The 24,814-nt window shown below is 69.1% G+C and carries 23 protein-coding genes; 19 read left to right on the top strand and 4 right to left on the bottom strand.

Annotated features, from left to right (window positions below):
- Nucleotides 1-32: 32 nt before the first annotated feature.
- Entirely contained in the window at nucleotides 33-1,703 is a 1,671-nt protein-coding gene (locus D451_RS0124575; RefSeq protein ID WP_026125342.1) for a glycosyl hydrolase family 18 protein, read from the bottom strand.
- Nucleotides 1,704-2,010: 307 nt separating this feature from the next.
- Nucleotides 2,011-3,966: a glycoside hydrolase family 18 chitinase gene (locus D451_RS0124570; protein ID WP_017536371.1), complete on the bottom strand. Its 1,956-nt coding sequence runs from the start codon at nucleotides 3,964-3,966 to the stop codon at nucleotides 2,011-2,013.
- Nucleotides 3,967-4,373: 407 nt separating this feature from the next.
- Here D451_RS0124570 and D451_RS0124565 point away from each other — a divergent pair, with 407 nt between their 5' ends.
- The 13 genes from D451_RS0124565 (at nucleotide 4,374) to D451_RS0124505 (ending at nucleotide 18,125) form a co-directional block, all read left to right on the top strand.
- The gene (locus D451_RS0124565; RefSeq protein WP_026125341.1) at nucleotides 4,374-4,895 is read left to right on the top strand and encodes a MarR family transcriptional regulator; all 522 of its coding nucleotides are present in this window, start codon (nucleotides 4,374-4,376) and stop codon (nucleotides 4,893-4,895) included.
- 95 nt (nucleotides 4,896-4,990) lie between these two features.
- Nucleotides 4,991-6,721 carry an acyl-CoA mutase large subunit family protein gene (locus D451_RS0124560; RefSeq protein WP_014908982.1) on the top strand — a complete coding sequence of 577 codons (1,731 nt, stop codon included), beginning with the start codon at nucleotides 4,991-4,993 and terminating at the stop codon, nucleotides 6,719-6,721.
- Nucleotides 6,722-6,784: 63 nt separating this feature from the next.
- The gene (locus tag D451_RS0124555) at nucleotides 6,785-7,735 is read left to right on the top strand and encodes a tetratricopeptide repeat protein (protein WP_014908334.1); all 951 of its coding nucleotides are present in this window, start codon (nucleotides 6,785-6,787) and stop codon (nucleotides 7,733-7,735) included.
- A 264-nt stretch (nucleotides 7,736-7,999) separates the two neighbouring features.
- Nucleotides 8,000-8,713, top strand: a complete 714-nt coding sequence (locus D451_RS0124550; RefSeq protein WP_017536370.1) for a cytidylate kinase-like family protein — start codon at nucleotides 8,000-8,002, stop codon at nucleotides 8,711-8,713.
- A gap of 355 nt (nucleotides 8,714-9,068) precedes the next feature.
- Nucleotides 9,069-10,472 carry an NAD-dependent malic enzyme gene (locus D451_RS0124545; protein WP_014913352.1) on the top strand — a complete coding sequence of 468 codons (1,404 nt, stop codon included), beginning with the start codon at nucleotides 9,069-9,071 and terminating at the stop codon, nucleotides 10,470-10,472.
- Nucleotides 10,473-10,536: 64 nt separating this feature from the next.
- Nucleotides 10,537-11,118: a YqgE/AlgH family protein gene (locus tag D451_RS0124540; protein WP_014909303.1), complete on the top strand. Its 582-nt coding sequence runs from the start codon at nucleotides 10,537-10,539 to the stop codon at nucleotides 11,116-11,118.
- Nucleotides 11,119-11,195: 77 nt separating this feature from the next.
- On the top strand, nucleotides 11,196-11,438 hold the full coding sequence (locus tag D451_RS0124535; protein WP_014909169.1) for a DUF3039 domain-containing protein: 243 nt from the start codon (nucleotides 11,196-11,198) through the stop codon (nucleotides 11,436-11,438).
- Between the two features lie 394 nt (nucleotides 11,439-11,832).
- A complete protein-coding gene (locus D451_RS0124530) occupies nucleotides 11,833-12,615 on the top strand; it encodes a class E sortase (RefSeq protein ID WP_193789632.1) in 783 nt (260 codons plus the stop codon).
- Between the two features lie 13 nt (nucleotides 12,616-12,628).
- Nucleotides 12,629-12,910 (top strand): hypothetical protein, encoded by a 282-nt coding sequence (locus D451_RS0124525; RefSeq protein ID WP_017536369.1) that lies wholly within the window; start codon nucleotides 12,629-12,631, stop codon nucleotides 12,908-12,910.
- Nucleotides 12,911-13,068: 158 nt separating this feature from the next.
- On the top strand, nucleotides 13,069-14,799 hold the full coding sequence (locus tag D451_RS0124520) for a DEAD/DEAH box helicase (RefSeq protein WP_026125340.1): 1,731 nt from the start codon (nucleotides 13,069-13,071) through the stop codon (nucleotides 14,797-14,799).
- 87 nt (nucleotides 14,800-14,886) lie between these two features.
- Nucleotides 14,887-15,915: a M43 family zinc metalloprotease gene (locus D451_RS0124515; RefSeq protein WP_169336184.1), complete on the top strand. Its 1,029-nt coding sequence runs from the start codon at nucleotides 14,887-14,889 to the stop codon at nucleotides 15,913-15,915.
- A 251-nt stretch (nucleotides 15,916-16,166) separates the two neighbouring features.
- Nucleotides 16,167-17,180: a tryptophan--tRNA ligase gene (locus D451_RS0124510; RefSeq protein WP_014913460.1), complete on the top strand. Its 1,014-nt coding sequence runs from the start codon at nucleotides 16,167-16,169 to the stop codon at nucleotides 17,178-17,180.
- Nucleotides 17,181-17,246: 66 nt separating this feature from the next.
- Nucleotides 17,247-18,125, top strand: coding sequence for an alpha/beta fold hydrolase (locus tag D451_RS0124505; RefSeq protein ID WP_014909588.1), 879 nt, complete (start codon nucleotides 17,247-17,249; stop codon nucleotides 18,123-18,125).
- A 70-nt stretch (nucleotides 18,126-18,195) separates the two neighbouring features.
- On the opposite strand, the gene D451_RS0124500 is transcribed toward D451_RS0124505, so the two are convergent.
- Nucleotides 18,196-18,768, bottom strand: coding sequence for a nicotinamidase (locus D451_RS0124500; RefSeq protein ID WP_017536367.1), 573 nt, complete (start codon nucleotides 18,766-18,768; stop codon nucleotides 18,196-18,198).
- A 47-nt stretch (nucleotides 18,769-18,815) separates the two neighbouring features.
- On the bottom strand, nucleotides 18,816-20,117 hold the full coding sequence (locus D451_RS0124495) for a nicotinate phosphoribosyltransferase (protein ID WP_017536366.1): 1,302 nt from the start codon (nucleotides 20,115-20,117) through the stop codon (nucleotides 18,816-18,818).
- Between the two features lie 133 nt (nucleotides 20,118-20,250).
- Here D451_RS0124495 and D451_RS0124490 point away from each other — a divergent pair, with 133 nt between their 5' ends.
- The 6 genes from D451_RS0124490 to rdgB all read left to right on the top strand — a co-directional run bounded on the left by D451_RS0124490 (nucleotide 20,251) and on the right by rdgB (nucleotide 24,477).
- Nucleotides 20,251-20,673, top strand: coding sequence for a Mov34/MPN/PAD-1 family protein (locus tag D451_RS0124490; RefSeq protein WP_014908175.1), 423 nt, complete (start codon nucleotides 20,251-20,253; stop codon nucleotides 20,671-20,673).
- Between the two features lie 92 nt (nucleotides 20,674-20,765).
- Entirely contained in the window at nucleotides 20,766-21,044 is a 279-nt protein-coding gene (locus tag D451_RS0124485; protein WP_014911846.1) for a MoaD family protein, read from the top strand.
- 7 nt (nucleotides 21,045-21,051) lie between these two features.
- Complete coding sequence (locus D451_RS0124480; protein WP_014909286.1) at nucleotides 21,052-21,999, top strand: PLP-dependent cysteine synthase family protein; 948 nt, start codon at nucleotides 21,052-21,054, stop codon at nucleotides 21,997-21,999.
- A 345-nt stretch (nucleotides 22,000-22,344) separates the two neighbouring features.
- On the top strand, nucleotides 22,345-23,097 hold the full coding sequence (locus tag D451_RS0124475) for an MBL fold metallo-hydrolase (RefSeq protein ID WP_017536365.1): 753 nt from the start codon (nucleotides 22,345-22,347) through the stop codon (nucleotides 23,095-23,097).
- 79 nt (nucleotides 23,098-23,176) lie between these two features.
- Nucleotides 23,177-23,860 carry a ribonuclease PH gene (rph, locus tag D451_RS0124470; protein ID WP_014912090.1) on the top strand — a complete coding sequence of 228 codons (684 nt, stop codon included), beginning with the start codon at nucleotides 23,177-23,179 and terminating at the stop codon, nucleotides 23,858-23,860.
- 11 nt (nucleotides 23,861-23,871) lie between these two features.
- On the top strand, nucleotides 23,872-24,477 hold the full coding sequence (rdgB, locus tag D451_RS0124465) for an RdgB/HAM1 family non-canonical purine NTP pyrophosphatase (RefSeq protein ID WP_017536364.1): 606 nt from the start codon (nucleotides 23,872-23,874) through the stop codon (nucleotides 24,475-24,477).
- Nucleotides 24,478-24,814: the final 337 nt, after the last annotated feature.

Here is a 24,814-nt window from a genome sequence, read left to right as displayed (position 1 = left end):
CGTCCGCCCCGAAGGCCGGACGGAGGTCTTTCCTACCGGCCCAACGCCGCGTCGATCGCGGTGATGAGGTTTCCGTCGGCGTCGTCGCCGTCGATGGACCAGATCATGACGCCGCCGAGGCCGTTGTCCATGGCCCACGTGGTCTTCTGGTCCATGGAGATCTCGTCGTCGTAGGTCCAGAAGGTCTCGCCGTCGTAGAGCCAGGCGGTGCCCAGGTCGTCGTCACGGTGCACCTCGAAACCGGACAGCTCCTTGAGCGCCTTCCAGTCCTCGGTCCCGTCGGCGTAGAGGCCGGGGGCGGGGCCCGAGGCGGACTGGAAGAGTCCGTCTCCGGCGGGTCCGGGTTCGACGCCGGTCCATCCCTGTCCGTAGAAGGGCACGCCCAGGACGATCTTCTCCGGGTCGACGCCGCGCTCCAGGTAGGCCTCCACGTTGGTGAGGGTGGAGATCACCTCGCCCGGGTCGTTCGGGTCGGGCAGCAGGTTGGACTGGTGGTTGGTGGTCGTCTCCCAGGTGCCGTGGTAGTCGTAGCCCTGGACCGTGATGAAGTCGAAGTCCGGCATGATCTCGTCCAGCTCGTAGCCGCTGTCCAGACGCCAGGCGCCGGCGGGCATGAACGAGCTGAGTTCGAAGTGACGGCCGGTCTCCTCGCCGAGGGCGTCGAGCTGCTCGCGGAACTCCCGGACCAGGGCGGTGAAGTTCTCCCTGTCCTCGGGGCGCACCGTGTTGTGCGGGTTGCCCTCGGAGCCGGGCCACTCCCAGTCCAGGTCGATGCCGTCGAAGATCCCGTAGGCCGCGCCCTCGCCGCCGGCGCCGTCGATGACGGGCAGGTCGCCGCGCAGGTACAGGTCGACGCAGGAGGAGACCATGCGTTCGCGGGACTCGGGGGTGAGCGCCGCGTCGGAGAAGTGCTCCGACCAGTTCCAGCCGCCCAGGGAGATGCTGACGACCAGCTCCGGGTAGAGCTCCTTCAACTTCCTGAGCTGGTTGAAGTTGCCGCGCAGCGGCTGGCCGGGGCCGTCGGGGGCTCCGTCGACGCTCTCGGAGGCGGGGACGACGCGACCGTAGTCGGCGAGCGCGTCGCCGTCCTCGGGGTCGTTGGTCATGAAGCACTCACCGTCGGAGCCCACGTTGCCGAAGGCGTAGTTGATGTGGGTGAGCTTGTCCGCGCTGCCCGAGTCGATGAGGTCGCGGACGTGGTAGTCGCGCTCCTTCACCCCCCATTGGGTGAAGTAGGCGACGCTGAGCTCGTCGTGCTCGGGGCCCTGGGAAGAGGTGCCCGCGCAGTTCGCGCCGTTGATGGAGCAGTCGAGCAGGTGGGTGTTGCCGCCCTCGTGGACGCCGTTGAAGCCGAAGACGTAGCTCCCTCCGGCGGGGACGACGGCGCCCCAGCGCGGCGGCGTGACGGTGTAGCCCTCCTCGGCGGTGCCCTCGACGGTGGCGTTCCACAGTTCGTGCACCCGGCCGCCCTCGGGCAGTTCGAATTCGAGGGTCCAGTCGGTGAGGTCCGCGCCGGAGGCGTTGTGGACGGTGATCTCTCCGCTGTAGCCGGTGTTCCAGCGGGCGGACTCGACGTAGGTCACGGTGAGGTCGCCGGTGTCGACCGTCTCGGCCGCGACGGGAGGGGCGGCCAGGGCGAGCGGTGCCGCCAGCACTGCCGCGGCGGGTACCGCGAGGGTCTTCCTGAGTCGTCGTGCGCTCACGTCGGGGGTCTCCTGGAGGGGGCGGAGTCAGGCGCCGGGCCCGGGGGTGGGCCCTACTGACGTGGGGGGATAAATTTTTAGGAAACTTAACTAATAATTACCGGCGGCGTCAACGCCCCGTGAGGAAGTTTCTGGGGGAGCGGCCGAGGCCGCCGGGCGGACGACGGATCTTTCGAGTTGACGGACCAGACCAGTGCCCGCGGGGACATTGTCCCCTTGTGGCCACGGCGACCCATTGACTCCTCGCTTCGGGGGAGATAAAAGGCCCCGGCCGTGCGGCCGGGGCCCGTAACGGTGCGAGAAGGCTCTAACGGAGCGCCGCGTCCACCGCCGTGATGAGGCTGCCGGAGGCGTCGTCGCCGTCGATGGACCAGATCATGACGCCGCCGAGGCCGTTGTCCACGGCCCACGTGGTCTTCTGACCCATGGAGACCTCGTCATCGTAGGTCCAGAGGGTGTTCCCGTCGTAGAGCCAGGCGGTGCCCAGGTCGTCGTCACGGTACAGATCGAACCCGGGCAGGTCCTTGATCACCTTCCAGTCCTCGATGCCGTCCTCGTAACTCCCCGGGGCCGGACCCGTCGAGGGCTGGAAGAGGCCGTCTCCCTCCGGGCCGGGCGCGACGCCGGTCCACCCGCGGCCGTAGAAGGGCAGCCCGAGCACCATGTCCGAGGGGTCCACCCCGCGGTCGAGGTAGGCCTGGACGGTGGTCTCGGTGGAGAAGACGTTCGCCCCGGTGTCCCTCGGGTCCGGCAGCAGGTTGGACTGGTGGTTGGTCGTGTCCTCCCAGGCTCCGTGGTAGTCGTAGCCCTGGACCGTGATGAAGTCGAAGTCCGGCATGAGTCGGTCCATCTCGAAGCCCAGGTCGATCTTCTCGGGGTCGGCCGGCAGGAAGGCGGTCAGCTCGAACCCGCGCCCGGTCTCGGCCTCCAGGGCGTCGAGCTGCTCGCGGAACTCCCGGACCAGGGCGGTGAAGTTCTCCTTGTCCTCGGGGCGCACGGTGTTGTGCTCGTGCCCCTCGGAGCCGGGCCATTCCCAGTCCAGGTCGATGCCGTCGAAGATCCCCGCCGCGGAGCCGGGGCCGCCGGCGCCGTCGAAGATCGGCAGGTTGCCGCGCAGGTACAGGTCGATGCAGGAGGAGACCATGCGTTCACGGGACTCGGGGGTGAGCGCCGCGTCGGAGAAGTGCTCCGACCAGGTCCAGCCGCCGAGGGAGAGGTTGACCTTCAGGTCGGGGTGGATCTCCTTCAACTTCCTGAGCTGGTTGAAGTTGCCGCGCAGGTCCTGACTCCACTGGTCGGCGACCCCGTCCACGCTCTCGGCGGCGGTGAAGGAGCGGCCGTAGTCGGCCCAGGCGTCGCCCTGGCCGGCCTGGTTGGCCATGAAGCACTCGCCACCCGCGTTGACGTTGCCGAACGCGTAGTTGATGTGGGTGAGCTTCTCGGCGCTGCCCGAGGTCTCCAGATCGTTCACGAGGTAGCCGCGATCGTAGATCCCCCACTGGGTGAAGTAGGCGACCCGCAGGTCCTCGGCCGGCAGGGAGGGCCCGCCGTCGTCCGCCTCCGTTGTGACCTGGACGGCGCCGCTCTCGGGCCCCCGGTTGCCGGAGGTGTCATAGGCGCGGACGGTGAAGGAGTAGGAGGTCTCCGGGTTCAGGCCCGCCACGGTGGCGGAGAGGGTGTCGGCGTCGACGGCGCGGACCACCCCGCCCTCGGAGAGGATCTCGTACCCGGCCACGGCGACGTCGTCGGTGGCCTCGCCCCACGAGAGCGACACACTGGTCGCCGTGGTCCCGGTGACGGTCAGGCCCTCGGGTGCGGTGGGCGGTTCCCCGTCGGGTTCGCCGGAGCCGCCGGAGCAGGGTGAGCCGTCGATCAGACAGTTCTCGGGGGTCGTCTCTCCTCCGGAGTGGACGCCGTTCCAGCCGATCGAGTAACCGCTTCCGGCGGGGACGACGGCGCCCCACGAGGGCGGCCTGAGGGTGTGGACGCCGCCGGAGACGGACAGGGTCGCGTTCCAGGCGGTGGTGATGGAGGTGCCCGCGGGGAGGGTGAACTCCACGGTCCAGTCGTCGAGAGCGGCCGCGGAGGCGTTCTCGATGGTCAGCTGTCCGGCGTAACCGTTGTCCCAGCGGCTGGTCTCGACGTAGGTCACGGTGACGTCGGAGGACTCGGCCGCGGCCGGGGTGGGTGCCAGTGCGAGGGGGAGGGCGAGGGCGGCGGCCGCCAGGACCGCGAGCCGTCGTCGGAGGGGTCGTGCTCTCATGTCGATGTTCTCCTGCGCTGTGGGGGAGAAAGGGGGGATGGTGGCCGAGCCGAAGGGCCGGGCCGTGAGAGAACGGGGCGACGGAGGAGGGGAGGGGCACGGGCGTGCGCGGAGGAGGGGGAAGAGTGCATCATCGCGCCTGTGACGTGGGCCATTAAATTATTAGGAAACTTAACTATCCGTTTTTGGGTCGTCAATGAGCCCAAGGCGACTTTCTTCGTGTTCCCGGCTCGGAACCCGGGGAGCGACCGGCTTTGTCGAGTTGGCGGACCGGACCACCCGTTTCCGAGGCCGCGTCCCCTTGTGGCCACGTTCGGGCCGTTGACGAGGGGGAGCGTCCGGGGTAGGGCGGAACGGCGGGTTCCGGGGGTGGGAGGAAGGCCTAGAGTGACGGCGTGGGAAACCCTTTGAACCTTCCGTTCGACCCGATCGAACGCGCTCATGACAACTGGAGCCAGAGATGGGGGGCCTCGCCCGCGATGGCGGCGGTCACCTCCCTCATGAGGGCGCAGCAGATCCTCATCGGGGAACTGGACGGCGCGCTCAAGCCCTTCGGTCTGACCTTCGCCCGCTACGAGGCGCTGGTCCTGCTCACCTTCAGCAACTCCGGAGCCCTTCCGCTCGGCAAGATCGGCGAGCGGCTCATGGTGCATCCGACCAGCGTCACCAACACCATCGACCGGTTGGAGGGGCAGGGGCTGGTGCTCCGCCGCCCCAACCCCAGCGACGGTCGCGGTGTGCTCGCGGAGATCACCGAGTCGGGGCGCCGGGTCACCGAGGAGGCCACCCGGGCCCTGCTCGACATGGAGTTCGGGTTGGGCTGCTACTCCGACGAGGAGCTCTGGAACATGCACGAGATGTTCGTGCGGCTCCGGGTGGACTTCGGTGACTTCCCGGCGCCGGTCGCCGAGGGGGCGCGTCCGTCCTGACGGTGCGTCACCGTCCCCGGCCATGGCGGTCACGGCGGCGGGGGCGGCGCCCCGCGCTGCTGTACATCATTAGTTGGACGTCCTACTATCTTGGTATGGCGACAACCACAGGCGACCCCACCGGCGGTGGCGGAGCACAGGAGATCGAGGCCGGCCGCGATCGCTGGCAGCGCCGCTACGACTCCGCCCGCAAACGTGACGCCGACTTCACGACCCTGTCCGGACGGACCCTCGAACCCGTCTACGGGCCCCGCCCGGGCGCCGAGGTGCCCGGTTTCGAGCGGATCGGCTGGCCCGGTGAGTACCCCTACACCCGAGGGCTCTACCCCACCGGTTACCGAGGCCGTGCCTGGACCATCCGCCAGTTCGCCGGCTTCGGTAACGCGCAGCAGACCAACGAGCGTTACAAGATGATCCTCGCCTCCGGCGGCGGCGGACTCTCGGTGGCCTTCGACATGCCCACCCTCATGGGCCACGACTCCGACTCCCCGCACGCCCTCGGCGAGGTCGGCCACTGTGGCGTGGCGATCGACTCGGTCGCCGACATGGACCTGCTCTTCGACGGGATCCCGCTCGGCGAGACCACCACCTCCATGACCATCAGTGGACCGGCCATCCCCGCCTTCTGCATGTACCTGGTGGCCGCCGAACGCCAGGGCGTCGACATCGGCACCCTCAACGGCACGCTCCAGACCGACATCTTCAAGGAGTACATCGCTCAGAAGGAGTGGCTGTACCCGCCGGAACCCCATCTGCGCCTCATCGGCGACCTGATGGAGTACTGCGCCGAGAACATCCCCGCCTTCAAGCCGCTCTCCGTCTCCGGCTACCACATCCGCGAGGCCGGGGCCACCGCCGCCCAGGAACTGGCCTACACGCTGGCCGACGGGTTCGGCTACGTCGAACTCGGCCTGTCCCGAGGGCTGGACATCGACCGGTTCGCCCCGGGGCTGTCCTTCTTCTTCGACGCCCACATCGACTTCTTCGAGGAGATCGCCAAGTTCCGCGCCGCCCGCCGTATCTGGGCCCGCTGGATCCGCGACGTCTACGGAGCGAAGACCGAGAAGGCCCAGTGGCTGCGGTTCCACACCCAGACCGCCGGGGTCTCCCTCACGGCCCAGCAGCCCTACAACAACGTGGTGCGCACCGCCGTCGAGGCTCTCGCAGCGGTCCTGGGCGGCACCAACTCTCTGCACACCAACGCCCTCGACGAGACGCTCGCCCTGCCCACCGAACAGTCCGCCGAGATCGCCCTGCGCACCCAGCAGGTCCTCATGGAGGAGACCGGGGTCGTCAACGTCGCCGATCCCCTCGGCGGCTCCTGGTACCTGGAGGCCCTCACCGACGAGATCGAGGCCGAGGCCGAGCGCATCTTCGAACACATCCGGTACATGGGCGGCGGTGACGACGTCGAACACCCCATCGGCCCGATGACCTCCGGCATCCTCGCCGGTATCGACAACGGCTACTTCAGCTCCGAGATCGCCGAGTCCGCCTTCCAGTACCAGCAGGCCCTGGAGAAGGGCGACAAGCGCATCGTCGGCGTCAACTGCCACACCAACACCGTCTCCGGTGAACTCGACATCCTCAAGATCAGCCACGAGGTCGAGCACGAGCAGAAGCGCGTCCTCGCCGAACGCAAGGCCGGACGTGACCGCGAGGCGGTCGACGGCGCCCTCGCCCGCCTCCTCGAAGGGGTTCGGGCCGGCGACGGCAACCTCATCCCGCTCATCATGGACGCGGCCCGCGCCGAGGCCACCCTGGGCGAGATCTGCGGCACCATGGGCGAGGAGTTCGGTACCTATACCGAGGATCCCCGCTTCTAGCGCCGGTCGGTCCGGGGAGGTACGGGGTCTCCGTACCTCCCCGGAATACGGCAGGATAGAGGTATGCAGCCTTCGGACTTTTCACCGAACAGTGCGGTCGACCTCGCGGCGCGTAAGGCGGCCTTGGAACGCGAGGCCAAGCAGCGTGCCGACGAGTCGGCCGGTCGCACGAACCCCTACGCCGTCAACGTCGACGAGGCCAACTTCCAACAGGTCCTGGAGCAATCGCTGTCCGCTCCGGTCGTGCTGGCGGTCCTGGCCGGCTGGTCCGAGCAGTCCAAGCAGGTCGAGACCGCCCTCGACCGGCTCTCCAAGAGCTCCGGTGGCAACTGGATCCTGGGCAAGATCGACAGCGAGGCCAGCCCACAGCTGGTCCAGGCGCTCCGTGTCCAGGGAGCCCCGACCATCATCATCGCCATCCAGGGTCAGGTCATGCCCCTGATGCAGGGGCCCGCCACCGAGGAGCAGCTCCGCGACGGACTCTCCCAGGTCTTCGGGGCCCTCGCCCAGCAGGGCATGCTGCCCCCCGGCCACCCCGGCACGGTCGACGGCGACCCCTCGGCCCTGCCGGAGGAGGACGAGCAGGTCCCCGAGCCTCAGGCCGACCCGATCGCCGCGCGGGCCAGGGAGTTCCTGGACCAAGGGGACTTCGAGGGCGCGGCCGGCGTCTTCGAGAAGGCTCTGGAAGAGGACCCGAAGAACGCCGAGATCAAGGCTCAGATCGCCCAGATCCGGCTGATCGGTCGTCTTCAGAACGTGGACGGGCCCGCCGTGCGTGAGGAGGCGGAGAAGGACCCCGCGAACGTGGACGCCCAGATCACCGTCGCCGACATCGACCTGTACGGCGGTGACTACGAGGCGGCGTTCGACCGTCTGATCGCCACGGTCAAGCGCACCACCGACGATGATCGGAACAAGGTCCGAGAGCACCTGCTCTCCCTGTTCGACCTCCTTCCCCCGGGCGACCCGAGGGTCGGCGCGGCCCGCCGCAGGCTGACCTCGGCTCTGTTCTGACGGGAGCGTAGGTCCGATCGTTCACGACCCCTCGGGGTGAGAGCCTTCCTCACCCCGAGGGGTCGATCCGTCCGCGCGGCCGACCGAGATGTTGGTGGATGGAAACCCGCTGGTTATCTGCTGTCTTTCCTGCCCAAGAGTGATAAATCGTCACGTATTTACTGTTTTGAAGACGGGTGGGGTGGTGGTCGCCTCACCGGGTAGGAGAGCAACGACAGCGGCCCGCGGCAGGCGCGGTCCGCGTGGTGATCGGGCAGGTGTCCCATGGTGACGAACGACGGGAACGGCCCCGTGGTCACGATCTCGGCCACCTATGGGGCGGGCGGAAGCGTGATCGGTCCGGCCGTGGCGGCCGCCTTGGAGCTCCCCTTCCTCGATCGGGCGATCCCGACGGTCGTGGCCTCGCGGATCGGTTGTTCCTTCGCCGAGGCGCTCAAGCGCGACGACCGTTCCGCGGGCGGCTTCGAACGTCTTCTCGCCGGCGCGGCCCGGCTGCCCACGGTCACCTTCGGCAGCGTCGACACCCCGTACGTGGGGGCCACGGACGCCGAAGGGCGACTCCTCTACGACCACGAGTTCGTGGAGCAGACCGAGCGCGTCATCCAGGACGTCGCCCGCACGGGCGGCGTGATCCTCGGCCGGGCGGCCGCGGTGGTCCTGGCCGAGCGCCCGGGTGCTCTGCACGTCCGCCTGGACGGTGACCGCGAGGCCCGGTTGCTCCAGGCCCGACGGCTGTGGGAGGACGGGAACGGGGAGGGCCTCTCGGTCGGTGCCCGGGAGGAGGGGCCTCCCACGGAACGCCTCTTGGACGACAACGACCGGGCCCGGTCCGCCTACGTCCGCCGCTTCTACCGGGCCGACGCCGCCGATCCGGCCCACTACCACCTGGTGATCGACTCCACGGCGCTGTCCACGGGGGCCTGCGCCGATCTGGTGGTGCGCGCGGCCACCGATCGGGTGGCGAGGTTCGCGGGGTAAACCCTTGCGGAATAGTCGGGAATTTATGCGATTTTTTCCGATGGCGGTAATTGTCACCTTGTGCTGACGTCACTCCCTTGACTCGGGTAAGGTGAGGCGACTCGGTTGTGGGATCCCGGCCAGCCCCCGGCCGTCAGCCGAGCCCGCGTTCAGAACACCCGATCATCGGGCGTTCTCGGCGGGATGCGCCACCGTCACGGGACCGGCGCGCGGACGCCGACGACAACCCGACGGGCGGGCCACGGAGTGCAGGCCGTCCCCGGACCCGGGGTGACAGTCGGCCGGTACGTCCACGGGAGGGGCCGCCGGTGCGCCCCGCGGACGCATGACACCAGCAAAAGCCAAGGAGCAATACGTGGCCACCCTTCCCAGCGTTTCGTACTCCATCACCGTCCGCCTCGAATTGGACGCCGGAGGCAGCGCGGTCGGCAGCCTCACCAACGCGGTCGAGCAGGTCGGCGGCATGATCACCGCTCTGGACGTGGCGGCCGCTGGACACGAGCGCATCCGCATCGACGTCACCTGCGCGGCCCGCGATACCGAGCACGCCCAGGCCATCGTCGACGCCCTCGGCTCGGTCGACGGGGTCACGGTCCACAAGGTCAGTGACCGCACCTTCCTGATGCACCTCGGCGGCAAGATCGAGATGAAGTCCAAGGTGCCGCTGCGCAACCGCGACGAACTCTCCATGGCCTACACGCCGGGTGTCGCCCGCGTCTCCCAGGCGATCGCGGCCAACAAGGACGACGCCCGCCGCCTGACCATCAAGCGCAACAGCGTCGCCGTGGTCACCGACGGCTCCGCGGTCCTGGGCCTGGGCAACATCGGCCCCGAGGCCGCCATGCCCGTCATGGAGGGTAAAGCGGCCCTGTTCAAACGCTTCGCCGACATCGACGCCTGGCCGATCGCCCTGGACACCCAGGACGTCGACGAGATCGTCCGCACCGTGCAGCTGCTCGCCCCCGGCTTCGGCGGCATCAACCTGGAGGACATCTCGGCCCCGCGTTGCTTCGAGGTCGAGGCCCGCCTGCGCGAGCTCCTGGACATCCCGGTCTTCCACGACGACCAGCACGGCACCGCCATCGTCGTCCTGGCCGCCCTGCGCAACGCCCTGCGCGTGGTCAACAAGAAGCTGTCCGAGGTGCGGATCGCCATGTCCGGCGCGGGCGCCGCGGGCACCGCGATCCTCAAGCTGCTCATGCACGCGGGCGCGCGCGACATCATCGTCAGCGACGTGCACGGAGCCGTGCACGCGGGTCGCGAGAACCTGGACAGCAACCTCCAGTGGATCGCGGAGAACACCAACCCCACCGGTTACAGCGGTGACCTCAAGGGCGCCGTCGCCGGCGCGGACGTGTTCATCGGAGTCTCGGCCCCGAACCTGCTCTCCGGCGAGGACATCGCCGAGATGAACGAGGACTCGATCATCTTCGCGCTGGCCAACCCCGACCCCGAGGTCGACCCGGACGTCGCCCACCTGCACGCCGCCGTCGTCGCGACCGGTCGTAGCGACTACCCGAACCAGATCAACAACGTCCTGGTGTTCCCGGGCTTCTTCCGCGGTCTCCTGGACGCCCAGAGCCACAACGTCACCTCCGACATGATGGTCGCCGCCGCGAAGGCCCTCGCCGACGTGGTCACCGACGACGAGCTGGGCCCGAACTACATCATCCCGAGCGTCTTCCACTCGGACCTCTCCAACCACGTGGCCAACGCGGTGCGCGAGGTCGCCCAGCGCGGCGTCGCCGACCAGGACTGATCCCGTACCCGTCCTTCGAGGAGAAGGGGCCTCCCACGCCCCTCTTTTCGGGTAGAGGTGGAGCATGGACCAGTCGACACTGACCGGGCGCCTTCTGGTGGCCGCGCCCCTGCTCCAGGAGGACTCCTTCCGCCGTTCGGTGGTGTTCATCGTCGATGACGCCACCGACGGCGCCCTCGGGGTGATCCTCAACCGTCCGCTGGAACTGCCCGTGGACGAGGTCATGAAGGGCTGGGGAGACCACGCCGGCTCTCCCGCGGTGATGTTCTCCGGCGGCCCGGTGGGTACCGACTCCGGTATAGCGCTGGGGAGGGCCGCACCCGACGAGGCCCCTCCCGGCTGGGTCCCGTTGGAGGCCCCGGGCGGGCGGAGCGTTCTGGACGGTGTGGGCGTGGTGGATCTGGACGCGCCCCCCGAGGTGCTCGGCCCCTCCCTGAGCGGGCTTCGCGTCTTCGCCGGCTACGCCGGTTGGGGGCCGGGACAGTTGGCCGGGGAGATCGAGGAGGGTGCCTGGTTCGTGGTCGACGCCCACCTCGGCGACCTCTTCGGGGAGACGCCCGAGGGGTTGTGGCCGCGGGTGCTGCGTCGTCAAGGGGGTCGTCTGGCGCTGCTGTCGACCTATCCGGACGATCCCACGATGAACTGACGGGTTCCACGTGACGAGATGAGACGGATCGCGGCACCCTATACCGTGGACAACAGACGTTGAAAGGTGTGAGGACGATGTCGATGGACGTCCTGAACAAGGTGCTTCCGGACAGTGAGACCCGGCCGGATGTCTCGCACGACGATGGTGACCGTGAGCGGTTCGCCCACTACGTGCAGAAGGACAAGATCACCCAGAGCGCGGTGACCGGCGACCCGGTGATCGCCCTGTGCGGCAAGGTCTGGGTGCCCAACCGCGACCCGAAGAAGTTCCCCGTGTGCCCGGAGTGCAAGAAGGCCTACGAGGAGATGATGAAGTAATCGCGGTCCCCGTGATCGCGAACGAGGGGCCTTGACCCACCCTCACGGGTGAGCCAGGGCCTTCGTCGTGTCCGAGAAGGGCGTTCGTCGAGGTCGTTCCCTCGGGAGCCCGTTCCGCTCCGTTTCCGGGACGGCCGTGGACGAGAGCGGACGGTCCCCGCGTTCTCGTGCGTTTCGGGGCGCGTCGCCGCGTACGCCCCTCGTGTGACGGTACTCTCCGGAGGAACAGGTAGCCGGGCAGGGCGCCCCCACACCCCGTGTCCACCGTGCCGTCGCCCGGCGCCGTGTATCCGACATGAGGTCGAAGTCCTGCCGCATCCGCGTTCGGGGGTCCCGCTCCTCGTCCCCCTCCGGTCACCCGGATGCACGAAAGCGTCCACGGGAGTAGGTCGTATTGGTGTCCAGAACTGAACGGCAGTCGCTAGACGAGCCCCGTCCCGGGAACGAAGGGCGCCGCCCCCGCCCGTCACGCGGTGGAAGACGGCGCGCCCCTCGACGCAGGGCCACGGGCGCAGACGTGGCCCGCGGGTTCGTCAGGTTCTTCGGCGAGATCCTTCTGACCGCCGGCCTGCTCATGCTCTTCTACGCGTCCTATGAGGTGTACGGCTCTCAATGGGAGACCGATCGCGAGCAGCAGCAGTTGGCGGACGGCCTCGACGACGCCTGGTCCGAGGAGCGGGGGCCCGACTCCGAGCCGCTCCCGGGGAGCGCGGACAGTCGTCTGTACGTCCCGAGCCTCGACCTGGACTGGGTGGTGGTCAACGGCACCGAGCCCGACGACATCCGGTACAGCCCGGGCCGCTACACCCAGTTCGACAGCTCCCCCGGGGGACTGGGCAACTACGGCATCGCCGCGCACCGCACCCCCGGCCTGTTCTGGGACCTGGACCTGCTCGCCGAGGGCGACGTCATGGTCCTGGAGGACGGCGAGAACTTCTACACCTACGAGGTCTTCCGTGAGGAGACCGTCCTGCCCGAGGACTTCTGGGTGGTCACCCCCGACCCCTTCGAAGAGGCCTCCGAGGAGGACCCCGCACGCGCGCTGCTCACCCTCACCACCTGCGCGCCCAAGCTCAACAACACCCATCGACTCATCGTCTGGGCCGAGTTGACCGAGACCACGCCCAAGTCCGACGGCATGCCGGACTCCATCGCGCACATGGCGCCGGAAGCCTAGGAGGGGGACGCGAATGTACGGTCTGATCTGGCGGATTCTGCCGGGCCCTTGGATCTCGAAGTTCATCATGGCGCTGGGCCTGTTGGCGGGGGCCGCGGCCCTGTTGTGGTTCTTCGCCTTCCCGGCGATCTCCCCGCACATGCCCTTCAACGACGGCGCGGTGGACACGTCGAGCTTCGGTGGCGAAGAGCCGGCCGGAACACCCGAGGAGGGTGTTCCCGCGGACGGAGGGCTTCCCGGGACCGAGGACGGGGCCGGGGCCGAGGAGGCCCCGGTGTCGGAGGAGGGGCTTTAACGGAGAATCTCGGAGCGGCGCGGTGCGAGGGGCACCGTGCCGCTCGTCGTGGGTCGGTGAGATGGTGGTCGGCTGTGCGGGGCACCACGCTCGGTGCTCCCGGCGTGGTGCCCGACGGCCGCTAATCTCGAGCAGGTGAGTAACGGGGGACAGGACGCATGACGGTGACGCAGACCACGATGGAGGACCGCCTGAGCGGCCTTCGGGCCTGGCAGCGGGAGGCCTTCGAGGAGTACTTCCGGAGGCAGCCGCGCGACTTCCTCGCGGTGGCCACGCCGGGCGCGGGCAAGACCACCTTCGCCCTCACCCTGGCGAGCGAGCTGTTGCAGAGGCACGCGGTACGGGCCATCACCATCGTGTGTCCCACCGAGCACCTGAAGAAGCAGTGGGCCGAGGCCGCCGCCCGTTTCGGTATCGCCATCGATCCGGACTTCAAGAACGGGCAGGGGGCGCTGGGGCGTCAGTACATCGGTGTGGCCGTCACCTACGCCCAGGTCGCCGCGCATCCGATGCTGCACCGCAACCGCACCGAGGCCCGCAAGACCCTGGTGATCTTCGACGAGGTGCACCACGCGGGGGACGCCCTCTCCTGGGGCGACGCGGTCCGTGAATCCTTCGACCCGGCCACCCGCCGTCTGTCGCTGACCGGCACCCCCTTCCGCTCCGACATCAACCCCATCCCGTTCGTGGACTACGTCCAGGACGGGGCCGGGGTGCGGCGCTGTTCGTGGGACTACAGCTACGGTTACGCGCCGGCGCTGGAGGACGGGGTGGTGCGGCCGGTCATCTTCATGGCCTACTCCGGAGAGATGCGCTGGCGGACCCGGGCCGGTGACGAGCTCGCGGCCAGGTTGGGCGAGCCCCTGACCCAGGACGCCCTCTCCCAGGCCTGGCGGGCGGCGCTCGACCCCAAGGGCGACTGGATCAAGAAGGTGCTCCAGGCGGCCGACCGGCGTCTGACCGAGGTGCGCAAGACGCATCCGGACGCGGGCGGCCTGGTCATCGCCAGCGACCACGAGAACGCCCGGGCCTATTCGCGCATCCTGCGTCAGATCACCGGCAAGGGCGCCACGGTGGTGCTCTCCGACGACCCGACCGCCTCCAAGAAGATCTCCCGGTTCGCCGCGGGCGACGACCGGTGGATGGTCGCGGTGCGCATGGTCTCCGAGGGTGTGGACGTGCCCCGCCTGATGGTGGGTGTGTACGCGACCTCGACGAGCACGCCGTTGTTCTTCGCCCAGGCGATCGGTCGCTTCGTGCGCGTGCGCAAGAGAGGAGAGGTCGCCTCGGTCTTCCTGCCCTCGGTCCCCACGCTCCTGGAGTACGCGGGGGAGATGGAGCGCGAGCGCGATCACGTCCTGGACAAGACCCCCTCCGACGACGAGTACCCGGAGGAGGACCTTCTCCGGGAGGCCAACAAGAAGAAGGACTCTCCGGACGCGGGGGAGGAGCTCCCCTTCGAGACGATGGAGTCCGCGGCCGAGTTCGACCGCGCGCTCTACGACGGTCTGGAGTACGGCGGTGGCGCGGCCGGCTCCAGTGAGGAGGAGGACTTCCTCGGGTTGCCGGGGCTGCTCGAACCCGACCAGGTCTCGCAGTTGTTGCGCAAGCGCAAGGCGGACATCCGGGCGAGTGAGCTCAAGGCCAAGGCCAGGCGGGAGAGCGAACCCGAGGAGGAGTCGGGTCCCACGCATGAGGTCCTGGCCGAGTTGCGTCGAGAGCTCAGCGGCCTGGTGGGGGCCTGGCACCACCGGACGGGTAAGCCGCACGGGGTGATCCACAACGAACTGCGGCGCGCCTGTGGCGGGCCGCCGGTCGCGCAGGCCAGCCCGCCTCAGATCCGGGAGAGGATCGCCAAGCTCCGTGCCTGGGCCGTAGGGCAGAAATAGTCACTGATCGGTCGAATCGGGCAAATACTTCGCAAGACCGCGTTGGATTCGACTTCTTTGCGTTCTGTCATAACTACAGTCCGTGAGGTGATTGGACGAAGCTCTCGCGGCGGCTCAGCCGCGCTCTGGTCCGGCCTGTCCCTGTGCGCGCTCGCGTTGACCGGCCTGGTGGTGGGCACACCGCCCGATCCGACCGTGTCATCGACCGGCGCGGAGCCCGAAAGGACGGGGGCGGTCGCGCAGGCCGCCCACTGTCCGCCCGGGACGGAGCCCGTCTCCGAGTCGACCGCCGCGATGCGTGTGGCCGACCCGGGGGTGGGCGCCGAGGGGGAGGTGGAGGTCACCCCCGAACAGGCGGCCGAGTACGAGGAACGCCTCCGTGAGGCATTGGGTCCCTCACGGGACCGGCAGATCGCGCCGCCCTACACGGTTCCGGTGGTCGTGCACGTCATCTCCGCCGAGGACGGCAGCGGGAACGTCACCGACGCCCGCGTCCGCGAGCAGATCGACGTCATGAACCGGGCCTACCGGGGCGACTACGCGCAGGGGTCGGAGGGCACCGACACCGGTTTCCGGTTCGAACTCTCCGATGTCACCCGGAGCGTGAACGACGACTGGTTCCACCGGTTCAGGCAGTACGACGACACGATCCGCTCCCAACTGCGTCAAGGGGGACCCGAGACGCTGAACATCTACACCGCCGACCTGGGCAGCGGACTGCTCGGCTACTCGACCTTCCCGCAGGACTATCGGGCGGCACCGGAACGGGACGGGGTCGCGATCGCCCACGACACCCTTCCGGGCGGCGATCGTGACCGCTTCAACGAGGGGCACACCGGCACCCACGAGGTCGGTCACTGGCTGGGGCTGTTCCACACGTTCCAGAACGGGTGCGAGAGCCCGGGGGACTACGTGGACGACACCCCCTACGAGCGCGAGGCCGCCTCCGGCTGTCCGGTGGGACGCGACACCTGCCCCGACCGGCCCGGCAAGGACCCGGTCACCAACTTCATGAACTACAGCGACGACGCCTGCATGACCCACTTCACCCAGGGGCAGGCCGTTCGCATGGCCGAGCACTGGACCGCCTTCCGCGGCGGCTCCGCCCGGGCCTGATCGGGCACACCGCTCGAAGGACGGCGCCTCGCACCCCGCGAGGCGCCGTCCTCACGTCGGGGCTCACCCTTCGGCGTCCACGGAGGTCTCCCGGGCCGTCGAAGGGCTCCGGTCCCGCGCCCGCCCGCGTACGAGGATCGTGCCGACCACGATCATGGCCGCGGCCGGGAGAGGACGAGGCCCGCGCGGCGGCGCTGGTCGAGCTCATCGGCGGGCGGAAAAAGGGTGGATGACGCCGATAGGCTTGGCCCATGGCAGCCAACACCTACCTGACCGGGATCAAGCCCACCGGTGACTTCCACCTGGGCAACTACATCGGCGCGATCAAGCCGGCCCTCGCCGCCGCCGCGGCCGAGGCGTCCGAGACGTTCTACTTCATCGCGGACTACCACGCGCTCAACATCATCAAGGACGCGGACGAGCTCCGGCACAGTATCCGGTCGGGCGCTGCCACCTGGCTGGCCTGTGGGCTCGACCCCGAGCGCACCGTCATCTACCGCCAGTCCAGCATCCCCGAGACCTTCGAGCTCACCACCATCCTGAGCACCCTCACCCCCAAGGGGCTCATGAACCGCGCGCACGCCTACAAGGCCGCACGCGACCGCAACACCGAGGCCGGCAACACCGACCTCGACGCCGGGATCAACATGGGGCTGTACAACTACCCCATCCTCATGGCCGCCGACATCCTCATCATGGAGGGGGAGCGTGTCCCCGTCGGCCGTGACCAGTCCCAGCACATCGAGTACACCGCCGATCTGGCCGGATACTTCAACCACCGCTACGGGGACTCCTACGCTTTCCCGATCCCCAAGGGCGTCATCGACGACAGTGACGCGAGCATCCTGCCCGGCACCGACGGTCGCAAGATGAGCAAGTCCTACGACAACCACATTCCCCTCTTCCTGCCGGAGAAGAGGCTCCGCAAGGCCATCAACCGGATCCCCACCGACTCGACCCCCGTCGAGGACCCCAAGGACCCGGACTCCTCGATCCCCTTCCAGCTGCTCACCCACTTCGCCGACGCCGCCAAGGTCGCCGAGGTGCGGGAACGTCTGGAGGCCGGCGGTATGGGCTGGGGCGACCTCAAGAAGGAGTTGTTCGAGGCGGTGAACGCCGAGCTCGGCCCCAAGCGCGAGCGCTACGAGGAGCTCATGGCCTCCAAGACCGAACTCGACGAGATCCTCGACTCCGGCACCGAGCGCGCCCGCTCGCGGGCCCGCCGTGTGCTGAGCGACGTCCGCTCCGCCATCGGCATCGACTGATCACCCGGCCCGACCTCGACGAATATCGATGGCACCCTCCCCGGACCCTTCGTTAGGGTTCGGGGAATGGAACTCGGAGTCACCGCCCCGGAACGTCGGGGTCGGAGCACACTGGCCGACGGACGCTCTCTCGGATGGAGCGAGTGGGGCGCGCCAGACGGCGTGCCCGTCCTGCTGTGTCCGGGCGCGGCCACGAGCGGCCGTCTCGGATTCGGTACGCACCTGCTCGCCGAACTCGGTGTACGCCTGGTGGCCGTGGACCGGCCCGGACTGGGAGCCTCCTCCCCGCGGCCGGGGCGGAGCCTCGCCGACTTCGCCGACGACGTGCGCGAGCTCCGTTCCCTGCGCGACCTGAACGGTACGGCGGTCGTCGGGAACTCCCAGGGAGCACCGTTCGCCCTGGCCTGCGCGGCCTCGGGCGCGGCCGACGCGCTCGCCCTGGTCTCGGCCGCCGACGAGGTGGCCGCCCCCGTTTTCGCCGACGTGCTCCCCCCGGGGCCGCGCGACATGGTCGCCCTGGCCGCCTCCGCCCCCGACCGGGCCGAGGCGCTCTTCGCGGAGTTCGACCCCGCGGCCATGGAGGAGATGGTCCTGGCGGGAAGCGCCGAGTCCGACCGGGAGGTCTACGAGGCCCCGATGTTCGCCGACGCCTATCGGAGTGCGATGACCGAGGCTTTCGTCCAAGGCGGCGCGGGTTACGCGAGGGACACCGTGTTGGCCATGAGCCCCTGGAACCTGGACCTCTCCGCGATCACCGTCCCGGTCGACGTCTGGTACGGAGAGCAGGACGCGTCCCACTCCCCGGACCTCGGTGCGACGCTCACCGAGCGTGTACCCGGGGCCGTGCGCCATGTCGTTCCCGGGATCGGCGGCGCCGTCCTGTGGACCCACGCCGAGTCGATCCTGCGCACCCTGCTCGAACGGCGGGCCGCGTCCCGGGGATGACCCCGGGCGGTGGGACCACGAACGGCCGTGCCCCGAGGGACACGGCCGTTCACGAGGACGGGCTCCGCGCTCAGCCGACCGGCGGCCGGCCCTCCAGGGCCACGCCCGCGTCGCGCAGTCGCTCCAGCGCGGTCTCCACGCCGGCGCCGGACACCCCCGAGGTCAGCTCCAACAACACCCGGGTGCGGAAGCCCTCCTCGGCGGCGTCCATCGCGGTGGCACGTACACAGTGGTCCGTGGCGATCCCCACCACGTCCACCTCGTCCACGCCGTGGTCGCGCAACCACGCCGCCAGCGTCGTCTCGCCGTCCGAAGCGGTGCCCTCGAAACCGCTGTAGGCGGCCGAGTACATCCCCTTGCTGAAGACCTCCTCGGCCACCGAGGAGTCGAATTCGGGGTGGAACTCCGCCCCGGGGGTGCCCGCCTCACAGTGACGCGGCCAGCTGTCCACGAAGTCGGGGTTCTCGGAGAAGTGGTCCCCGGGGTCGATGTGGTGGTCGCGGGTGGCCACCACGTGGTCGTAGCCACCGGTGCGGGCGTACTCGGTGACGGCGGCCGCGGTGCGTGCTCCACCGTTCACCCCGAGGCTTCCCCCCTCACAGAAGTCGTTCTGTAGATCCACCACGATGAGTGCTCTGGTCATGTCGGGACACCTCGTCCTTCTCGGAACGTCGGTCTGTGGTTCACGGGTCAGAGGAAGATCGTCGGGAGGGCGGTGTCCCCTCGGGAGGTGCGCAGCGCCTCCTCGGGAAGCTCGGCCACGGTCGCGCGGTGACGCTCGCGGGCGTCCTGGACCGTCTCGCGCCCCACGATCTCGCCGTCGGCCACGAGAGGACGCAGCAGAGGTCGTCCTCCGACCACCCGGCCCGGGTCGTGGGGGTACACCTCCTCGGTCGTCGCGATCCCCTTCTCGTCCAGTCGGCGGACCGCCCACTTGCGACCGCCCCGGCTGGGCTTGCCGACCGAACGCTTCGCGACCGGCTCCAAGGGGGCGTCGTGGTCCAGGCCGCGCGCGCGTGCGACCAGCTTGTACACCAGGGACACGGTCGGCGCCCCGGAACCCGTCACCAGTGAAGTACCCACTCCGTAACCGTCCACGGGTGCCACCGCCAGGGCGCGGATCGAGTGTTCGTCCAGGTCGCCGGTGACCAGGATCCGGGTCTCGGTGGCGCCGAGACCGTCCAGTTGGGCACGGACCCGGGTGGCGGTCGTGGACAGGTCTCCGGAGTCGATGCGCACGGCGCCCAGGCCGGGGCCGGCCAGCTCCACCGCGTGTCGCACCGCCCGTTCGACGTCGTAGGTGTCCACGAGCAGGGTGGTCCCCGTGCCCATGGACTCCAGCTGGGTCTCGAAGGCGTGTCGTTCGCTGTCGTGCAGCAGGGTGAAGGCGTGCGCGGCCGTCCCGCCGGTCGGCACCCCGTAGGTGCGCCCCGCCTCCAGGTTGGAGGAGGTGGCGAACCCGGCCACGTAGGCGGCGCGGGCGGCGGCCACGGCGGAGCGCTCGTGGGTGCGGCGCGACCCCATCTCGATGAGGGGGCGGTCGCCCGCGGCCACCGACATCCGGCTGGCCGCGGAGGCGATCGCGCTGTCGTGGTTGTACACCGACAGCGCGAGTGTCTCCAGGATCACGGCTTCGGCGAAGGTGGCCTCCACCACAAGGATCGGTGATCCCGGGAAATAGGCATCGCCCTCGCCGTAGCCCCACACGTTCCCCGAGAAGCGGTACTCCGCGAGCCAGTTCAGGGTGGCCTCGTCCACGACCTCGTTCTCGGCCAGGAAGTCCAGTTCCTCCGGGCCGAAGCGGAAGCGCTCCAGTAGGTCCAGGAAGCGTCCGGTGCCCGCCACGACCCCGTATCGGCGGCCTTCCGGCAGGCGTCGGGCGAACATCTCGAACACCGACCGGCGTGCGGCGGCTCCGCTGTGGAGGGCCCCCTGGAGCATCGTCAGTTCGTAGTGGTCGGTGAGCAGCGCGCTGCTGCTGTCCTCGCTCATAGGGGCGAGCCTATGCGTTGCGGAGTGACGGTCGGCGGTCGCCCCACCAGGGTCGGGGCCCCGTCCGGAGGAGAGGCGGACGCAACAATACCCACTTGGTTGGTAGAAAAGAGTGCGCGGGTACCCTGGAGCCATGCTGAGGATTGACCGCTCGATCTACGACCAGATCGTCGCCCACGCCCGCCGCGATCACCCCGACGAGGCGTGCGGTGTCGTCGCCGGACCCGAGGGGTCCGACCGCCCGGAGCGGTTCATCGAGATGCTCAACGCCGAACGGTCGCCGACCTTCTACCGCTTCGATTCGCTCGAACAGCTCAAGGTCTGGCGCGGGATGGACGACCGCGACGAGGAACCCGTCGTGATCTACCACTCCCACACCGCGACCGAGGCCTATCCCTCGCGTACCGACATCTCCTACGCCTCCGAGCCCAACGCGCACTACGTCCTGGTCTCCACCAGGGAGGCCGACACCGTCGAGTTCCGCTCCTACCGGATCGTCGATGGCGAGGTCACCGAGGAGCCGGTGGAGATCGTCGGGACCGACGCCCGCCCGTAACGCCCCCGGCAGGTCCACCGCCCGGAATGACGGCGGTGGGACACCTGTTGGACATGAACGCACAACAACGACCGTCATACGGAGTCACCTTCATGGCCATCGAGGTCCGCATCCCCACCATCCTGCGCAACCTGACCGACGACGCCAAGGTCGTCGAGGGCAAGGGCGACACGCTCGCCGAGCTCTTCACCGACCTGGACAGCCGTTACCCCGGGATCGGCGCCCGCATCGTGGAGAACGGCAAGCTGCGCCGTTTCATCAACGTCTATCTCAACGACGAGGACGTCCGCTTCGTCGGTGGTCTGGAGGCCGAACTCAAGGACGGCGACAACGTGACCGTCCTGCCGGCGGTCGCCGGCGGAAGCCTCTAGGGACGCCATGCGCTACGACTCCCTACTCGACTCCCTCGGCGGCACACCGCTCGTCGGTCTGCCGCGGCTGTCACCCTCGCCCGAGGTCCGGCTGTGGGCGAAGCTGGAGGATCGCAACCCCACCGGTTCGATCAAGGACCGCGCCGCGTTCTTCATGATCGAGCAGGCGGAGAAGGACGGCCTGCTCTTTCCGGGGTGCACGATCCTGGAGCCGACGTCGGGGAACACCGGTATCTCCCTGGCCATGGTCGCCAAGCTGCGCGGCTACCGCATGGTCTGCGTGATGCCGGAGAACACCTCGGCCGAGCGTAAACAGCTCCTCGCCATGTGGGGCGCCGAGGTCCACTTCTCCGACGCGGCCGGCGGCTCCAACGAGGCCGTCCGCGTCGCCAAGGAGATGGCCGAGGCCCACCCCGACTGGGTGATGCTCTACCAGTACGGCAACCCGGCCAACGCCCGGGCCCACTACGAGACCACCGGGCCCGAGCTGCTGGCCGACCTCCCGGAGATCACCCACTTCGTGGCGGGGTTGGGCACCACGGGCACCCTCATGGGGGTGGGCCGCTACCTGCGCGAGCACAAGCCCGACGTGCGGATCGTGGCGGCCGAGCCCCGCTACGGCGAGCTGGTCTACGGTCTGCGCAACATCGACGAGGGGTTCGTTCCCGAGCTCTACGACGAGTCCCTGCTCACGACCCGTTTCTCCGTGCCCGCCGACGCCGCCCTCAAACGGACCCGGGAACTCCTGGATCAGGAGGGCATCTTCGCGGGGGTCTCCACCGGAGGAGCCCTGCACGCCGCTCTGGGGATGGCCCGCAAGGCGGAACGGGAGGGGCGCTCCGCCGACATCGCGTTCGTCATCGCCGACGCCGGATGGAAGTACCTGTCCACCGGCGCCTACGAGGGCACCCTCGAAGAGGCCGAGGAACGGCTGGAGGGGCAGCTCTGGGCCTGAGGCCGAGAGAGCACCCGACACGGGGCCGGTCGCGTCGCGCGACCGGCCTTCGTCGTGCCCGGAAGTCCCACGAGAGGTCTCGTTCACCCGAACCGGTCATGTCTGAGTGTGGGGGAGTGTCCTGAACTCGGACCAAGCAAAACGGTCATATGTGATCATTTGGTGTGAAAAATTCACACGTGATGCACGTCGCCTGAGATGCAGGACACATTTTGTACCACCCGGGCGGCCATTGGGGTACACCCGTAACAACGGGACATCCGCAGAACCAGCCGCCATCCGCCCTCCCCGAGCACTCCGACGGGGCCCGGAAGCAGCGCGGCCGACCGAGAAGGCGACGACGACGTGCGACTCACGATTATCGGGTCCTCCGGGAGCTTCCCCGGTCCGGACAGCCCGGCCTCCTGCTACCTGGTCGAGGTCGACGGTTTCCGGCTGCTGCTGGATCTGGGCAACGGAGCCCTGGGCGCCCTCCAACGTCATGTGGACCTCTACTCCGTCGACGCCGTCTACCTCAGCCACATGCACACCGACCACTGCGCCGACATGTGCGCCTACTGGGTCGCCCGCATGTACGCGCCCGACGGCACCAAACCGCGCATCCCCGTCTACGGGCCCCGAGGGGTGGCCGACCGCCTGGCCGAGATCTACGGCCTGGACCCCGAACCCGGGATGACCGAGGTCTTCGACTTTCACGAACTCACCCCGGGCGAATTCTCGATCGGTCCGATGACCGCGCGCGTGGACCGGGTCAACCACCCCGTCGACGCCTTCGGGATCCGCCTCGAACACGACGGCGTCAGCCTCGCCTACTCCGGCGACACCGGTTCCTGCGACTCCCTGGTCGCACTGGCCCGCGACGTCGACCTGTTCCTCTGCGAGGCCGCCTTCCACGACCATACGGAACACCCCAAGGACATGCACCTCACCGGGAGCGAGGCCGGCGAGCACGCGAACCGGGCCGGAGCGCGCAAGCTCCTGCTCACCCACCTGGTCCCGTGGAACGACGACGACATCACCCTGGCCGAGGCCCGCTCCACCTTCGACGGCGCCATCGAACTGGCGCGAGGCGGACAGGTGCACCGGGTCGGCGCCTGAGCGGCGCGGGCCCCGGTCCGGATATACGCTCGTACCCATGGCCCGACCTGACGGACGCGTTCCGACCCAACTCCGCCCTGTGAACATCACCCGCAACTGGCTCCGCCAGGCGGAAGGATCCGCACTCATCGAGTTCGGAGACACCCGAGTGCTCTGCGCCGCCACCGTCGAGGACGGTGTGCCCCGCTGGCGTCGAGGGACCGGCGAAGGGTGGGTCACCGCCGAATACGCGATGCTCCCGCGCGCCACCGACACCCGAGGCGCCCGAGAGTCGGTCCGCGGCAAGATCGGCGGCCGCACCCACGAGATCTCCCGACTCATCGGCCGTTCGCTGCGCGCCGTGGTCGACTTCAAGGCGATGGGCGAGCACACCATCACCCTCGACTGCGACGTGCTCCAGGCGGACGGCGGCACCCGTACGGCGGCGATCACCGGTGCCTACGTCGCCCTCGCCGACGCGATGAAGTACCTGCGCAAGAAGCGCAAGCTCAAGAACAACCCCCTCACCGGCTCGCTCTCCGCGGTGAGCGTCGGCGTCGTCCAGGGCCAGCCCCGGCTGGACCTGAACTACCTGGAGGACTCCGTCGCCGATACCGACATGAACGTCGTGATCACCGGGGACGGAAGGTTCATCGAGATCCAGGGCACCGCCGAGGGGCAGGGGGCGGCCTTCGACCGCGCCCTGCTCGACAAGCTCCTCGACCTGGCCACCACCGGGTGCGAGGAACTGTCCGGTATCCAGAAGAAGGCCCTGGCGGAGTAGGGGGAGAGACCGTGAAACTCGTCCTGGCCACGCGCAACGCCAAGAAGGTGCCGGAGATGCGCGCCATCCTCGCCGACGCGGGGGTGACGGCCGAGGTCCTGGCCTTGGACTCCTTTCCCGACGCGCCCGAGGTCCCCGAGACCGAGGCCACCTTCGTCGGCAACGCCCGGCTCAAGGCCCGGGCGATCGCCGCGCACACCGGGCTGCCGGCGGTCGCCGACGATTCCGGTCTGAGCGTCGACGAACTGCGGGGGATGCCCGGTGTCCTCTCCGCCCGCTGGGCGGGGCGCTTCGGTGAAGGGGACCAGGACCGGGCCAACCTGGACCTGGTGCTGGATCAGCTGGCCGACACCCCCGACGAGCGTCGAGGGGCGGAGTTCGTCTGCGCGGCCGTGCTGGTGATGCCCGACGGCACCGAGCGGGAGACCGAGGGCGTGCTCCGCGGGAGCCTGGTGAGGGAGCGTCGAGGAGAGAACGGGTTCGGCTACGACCCGGTCTTTGTCCCCGAAGGGGAGGAGCGCACCACCTCGGAGCTGTCCCCGGAGGAGAAGAACGCCATCAGCCACCGGGGGATCGCCTTCCGAGCACTCGCCCGTGAGCTGGCGACACTGGTCTGAATCGTTCCATCCGGGGGCGACGCGGAGCTCACTCCACGTCGCCCCCGGGGCGTTCCACGGTCCTGAGAAAAATCCGCCGGATCGTGTTTGACGGGTTCGCCGTCGGGCAGGATGACTGTCGAACGACCAGTGAGCGCATGCGACCTCGGTACTCGTGAGACCGGAGGAAGCGGGGGCGCCGTACCGCGTCAGCGCGCGGGACGTCCGGGCACGACGGGGTTCTCCTCCAGGGGTTCGGGCGGATTTGACGTCTCCGAACCGGTTGCCTAGACTCACCGAGTCGCTGCGGAACGGTGAGCGGTCTTCGATGATCGACTCGGACCCGGGCCGCGCTCTT

The organism is Nocardiopsis alba DSM 43377, from assembly GCF_000341225.1.
Classification (GTDB): Bacteria; Actinomycetota; Actinomycetes; order Streptosporangiales; family Streptosporangiaceae; genus Nocardiopsis; species Nocardiopsis alba.
This window is presented reverse-complemented; position numbering and strand designations above follow the sequence as displayed.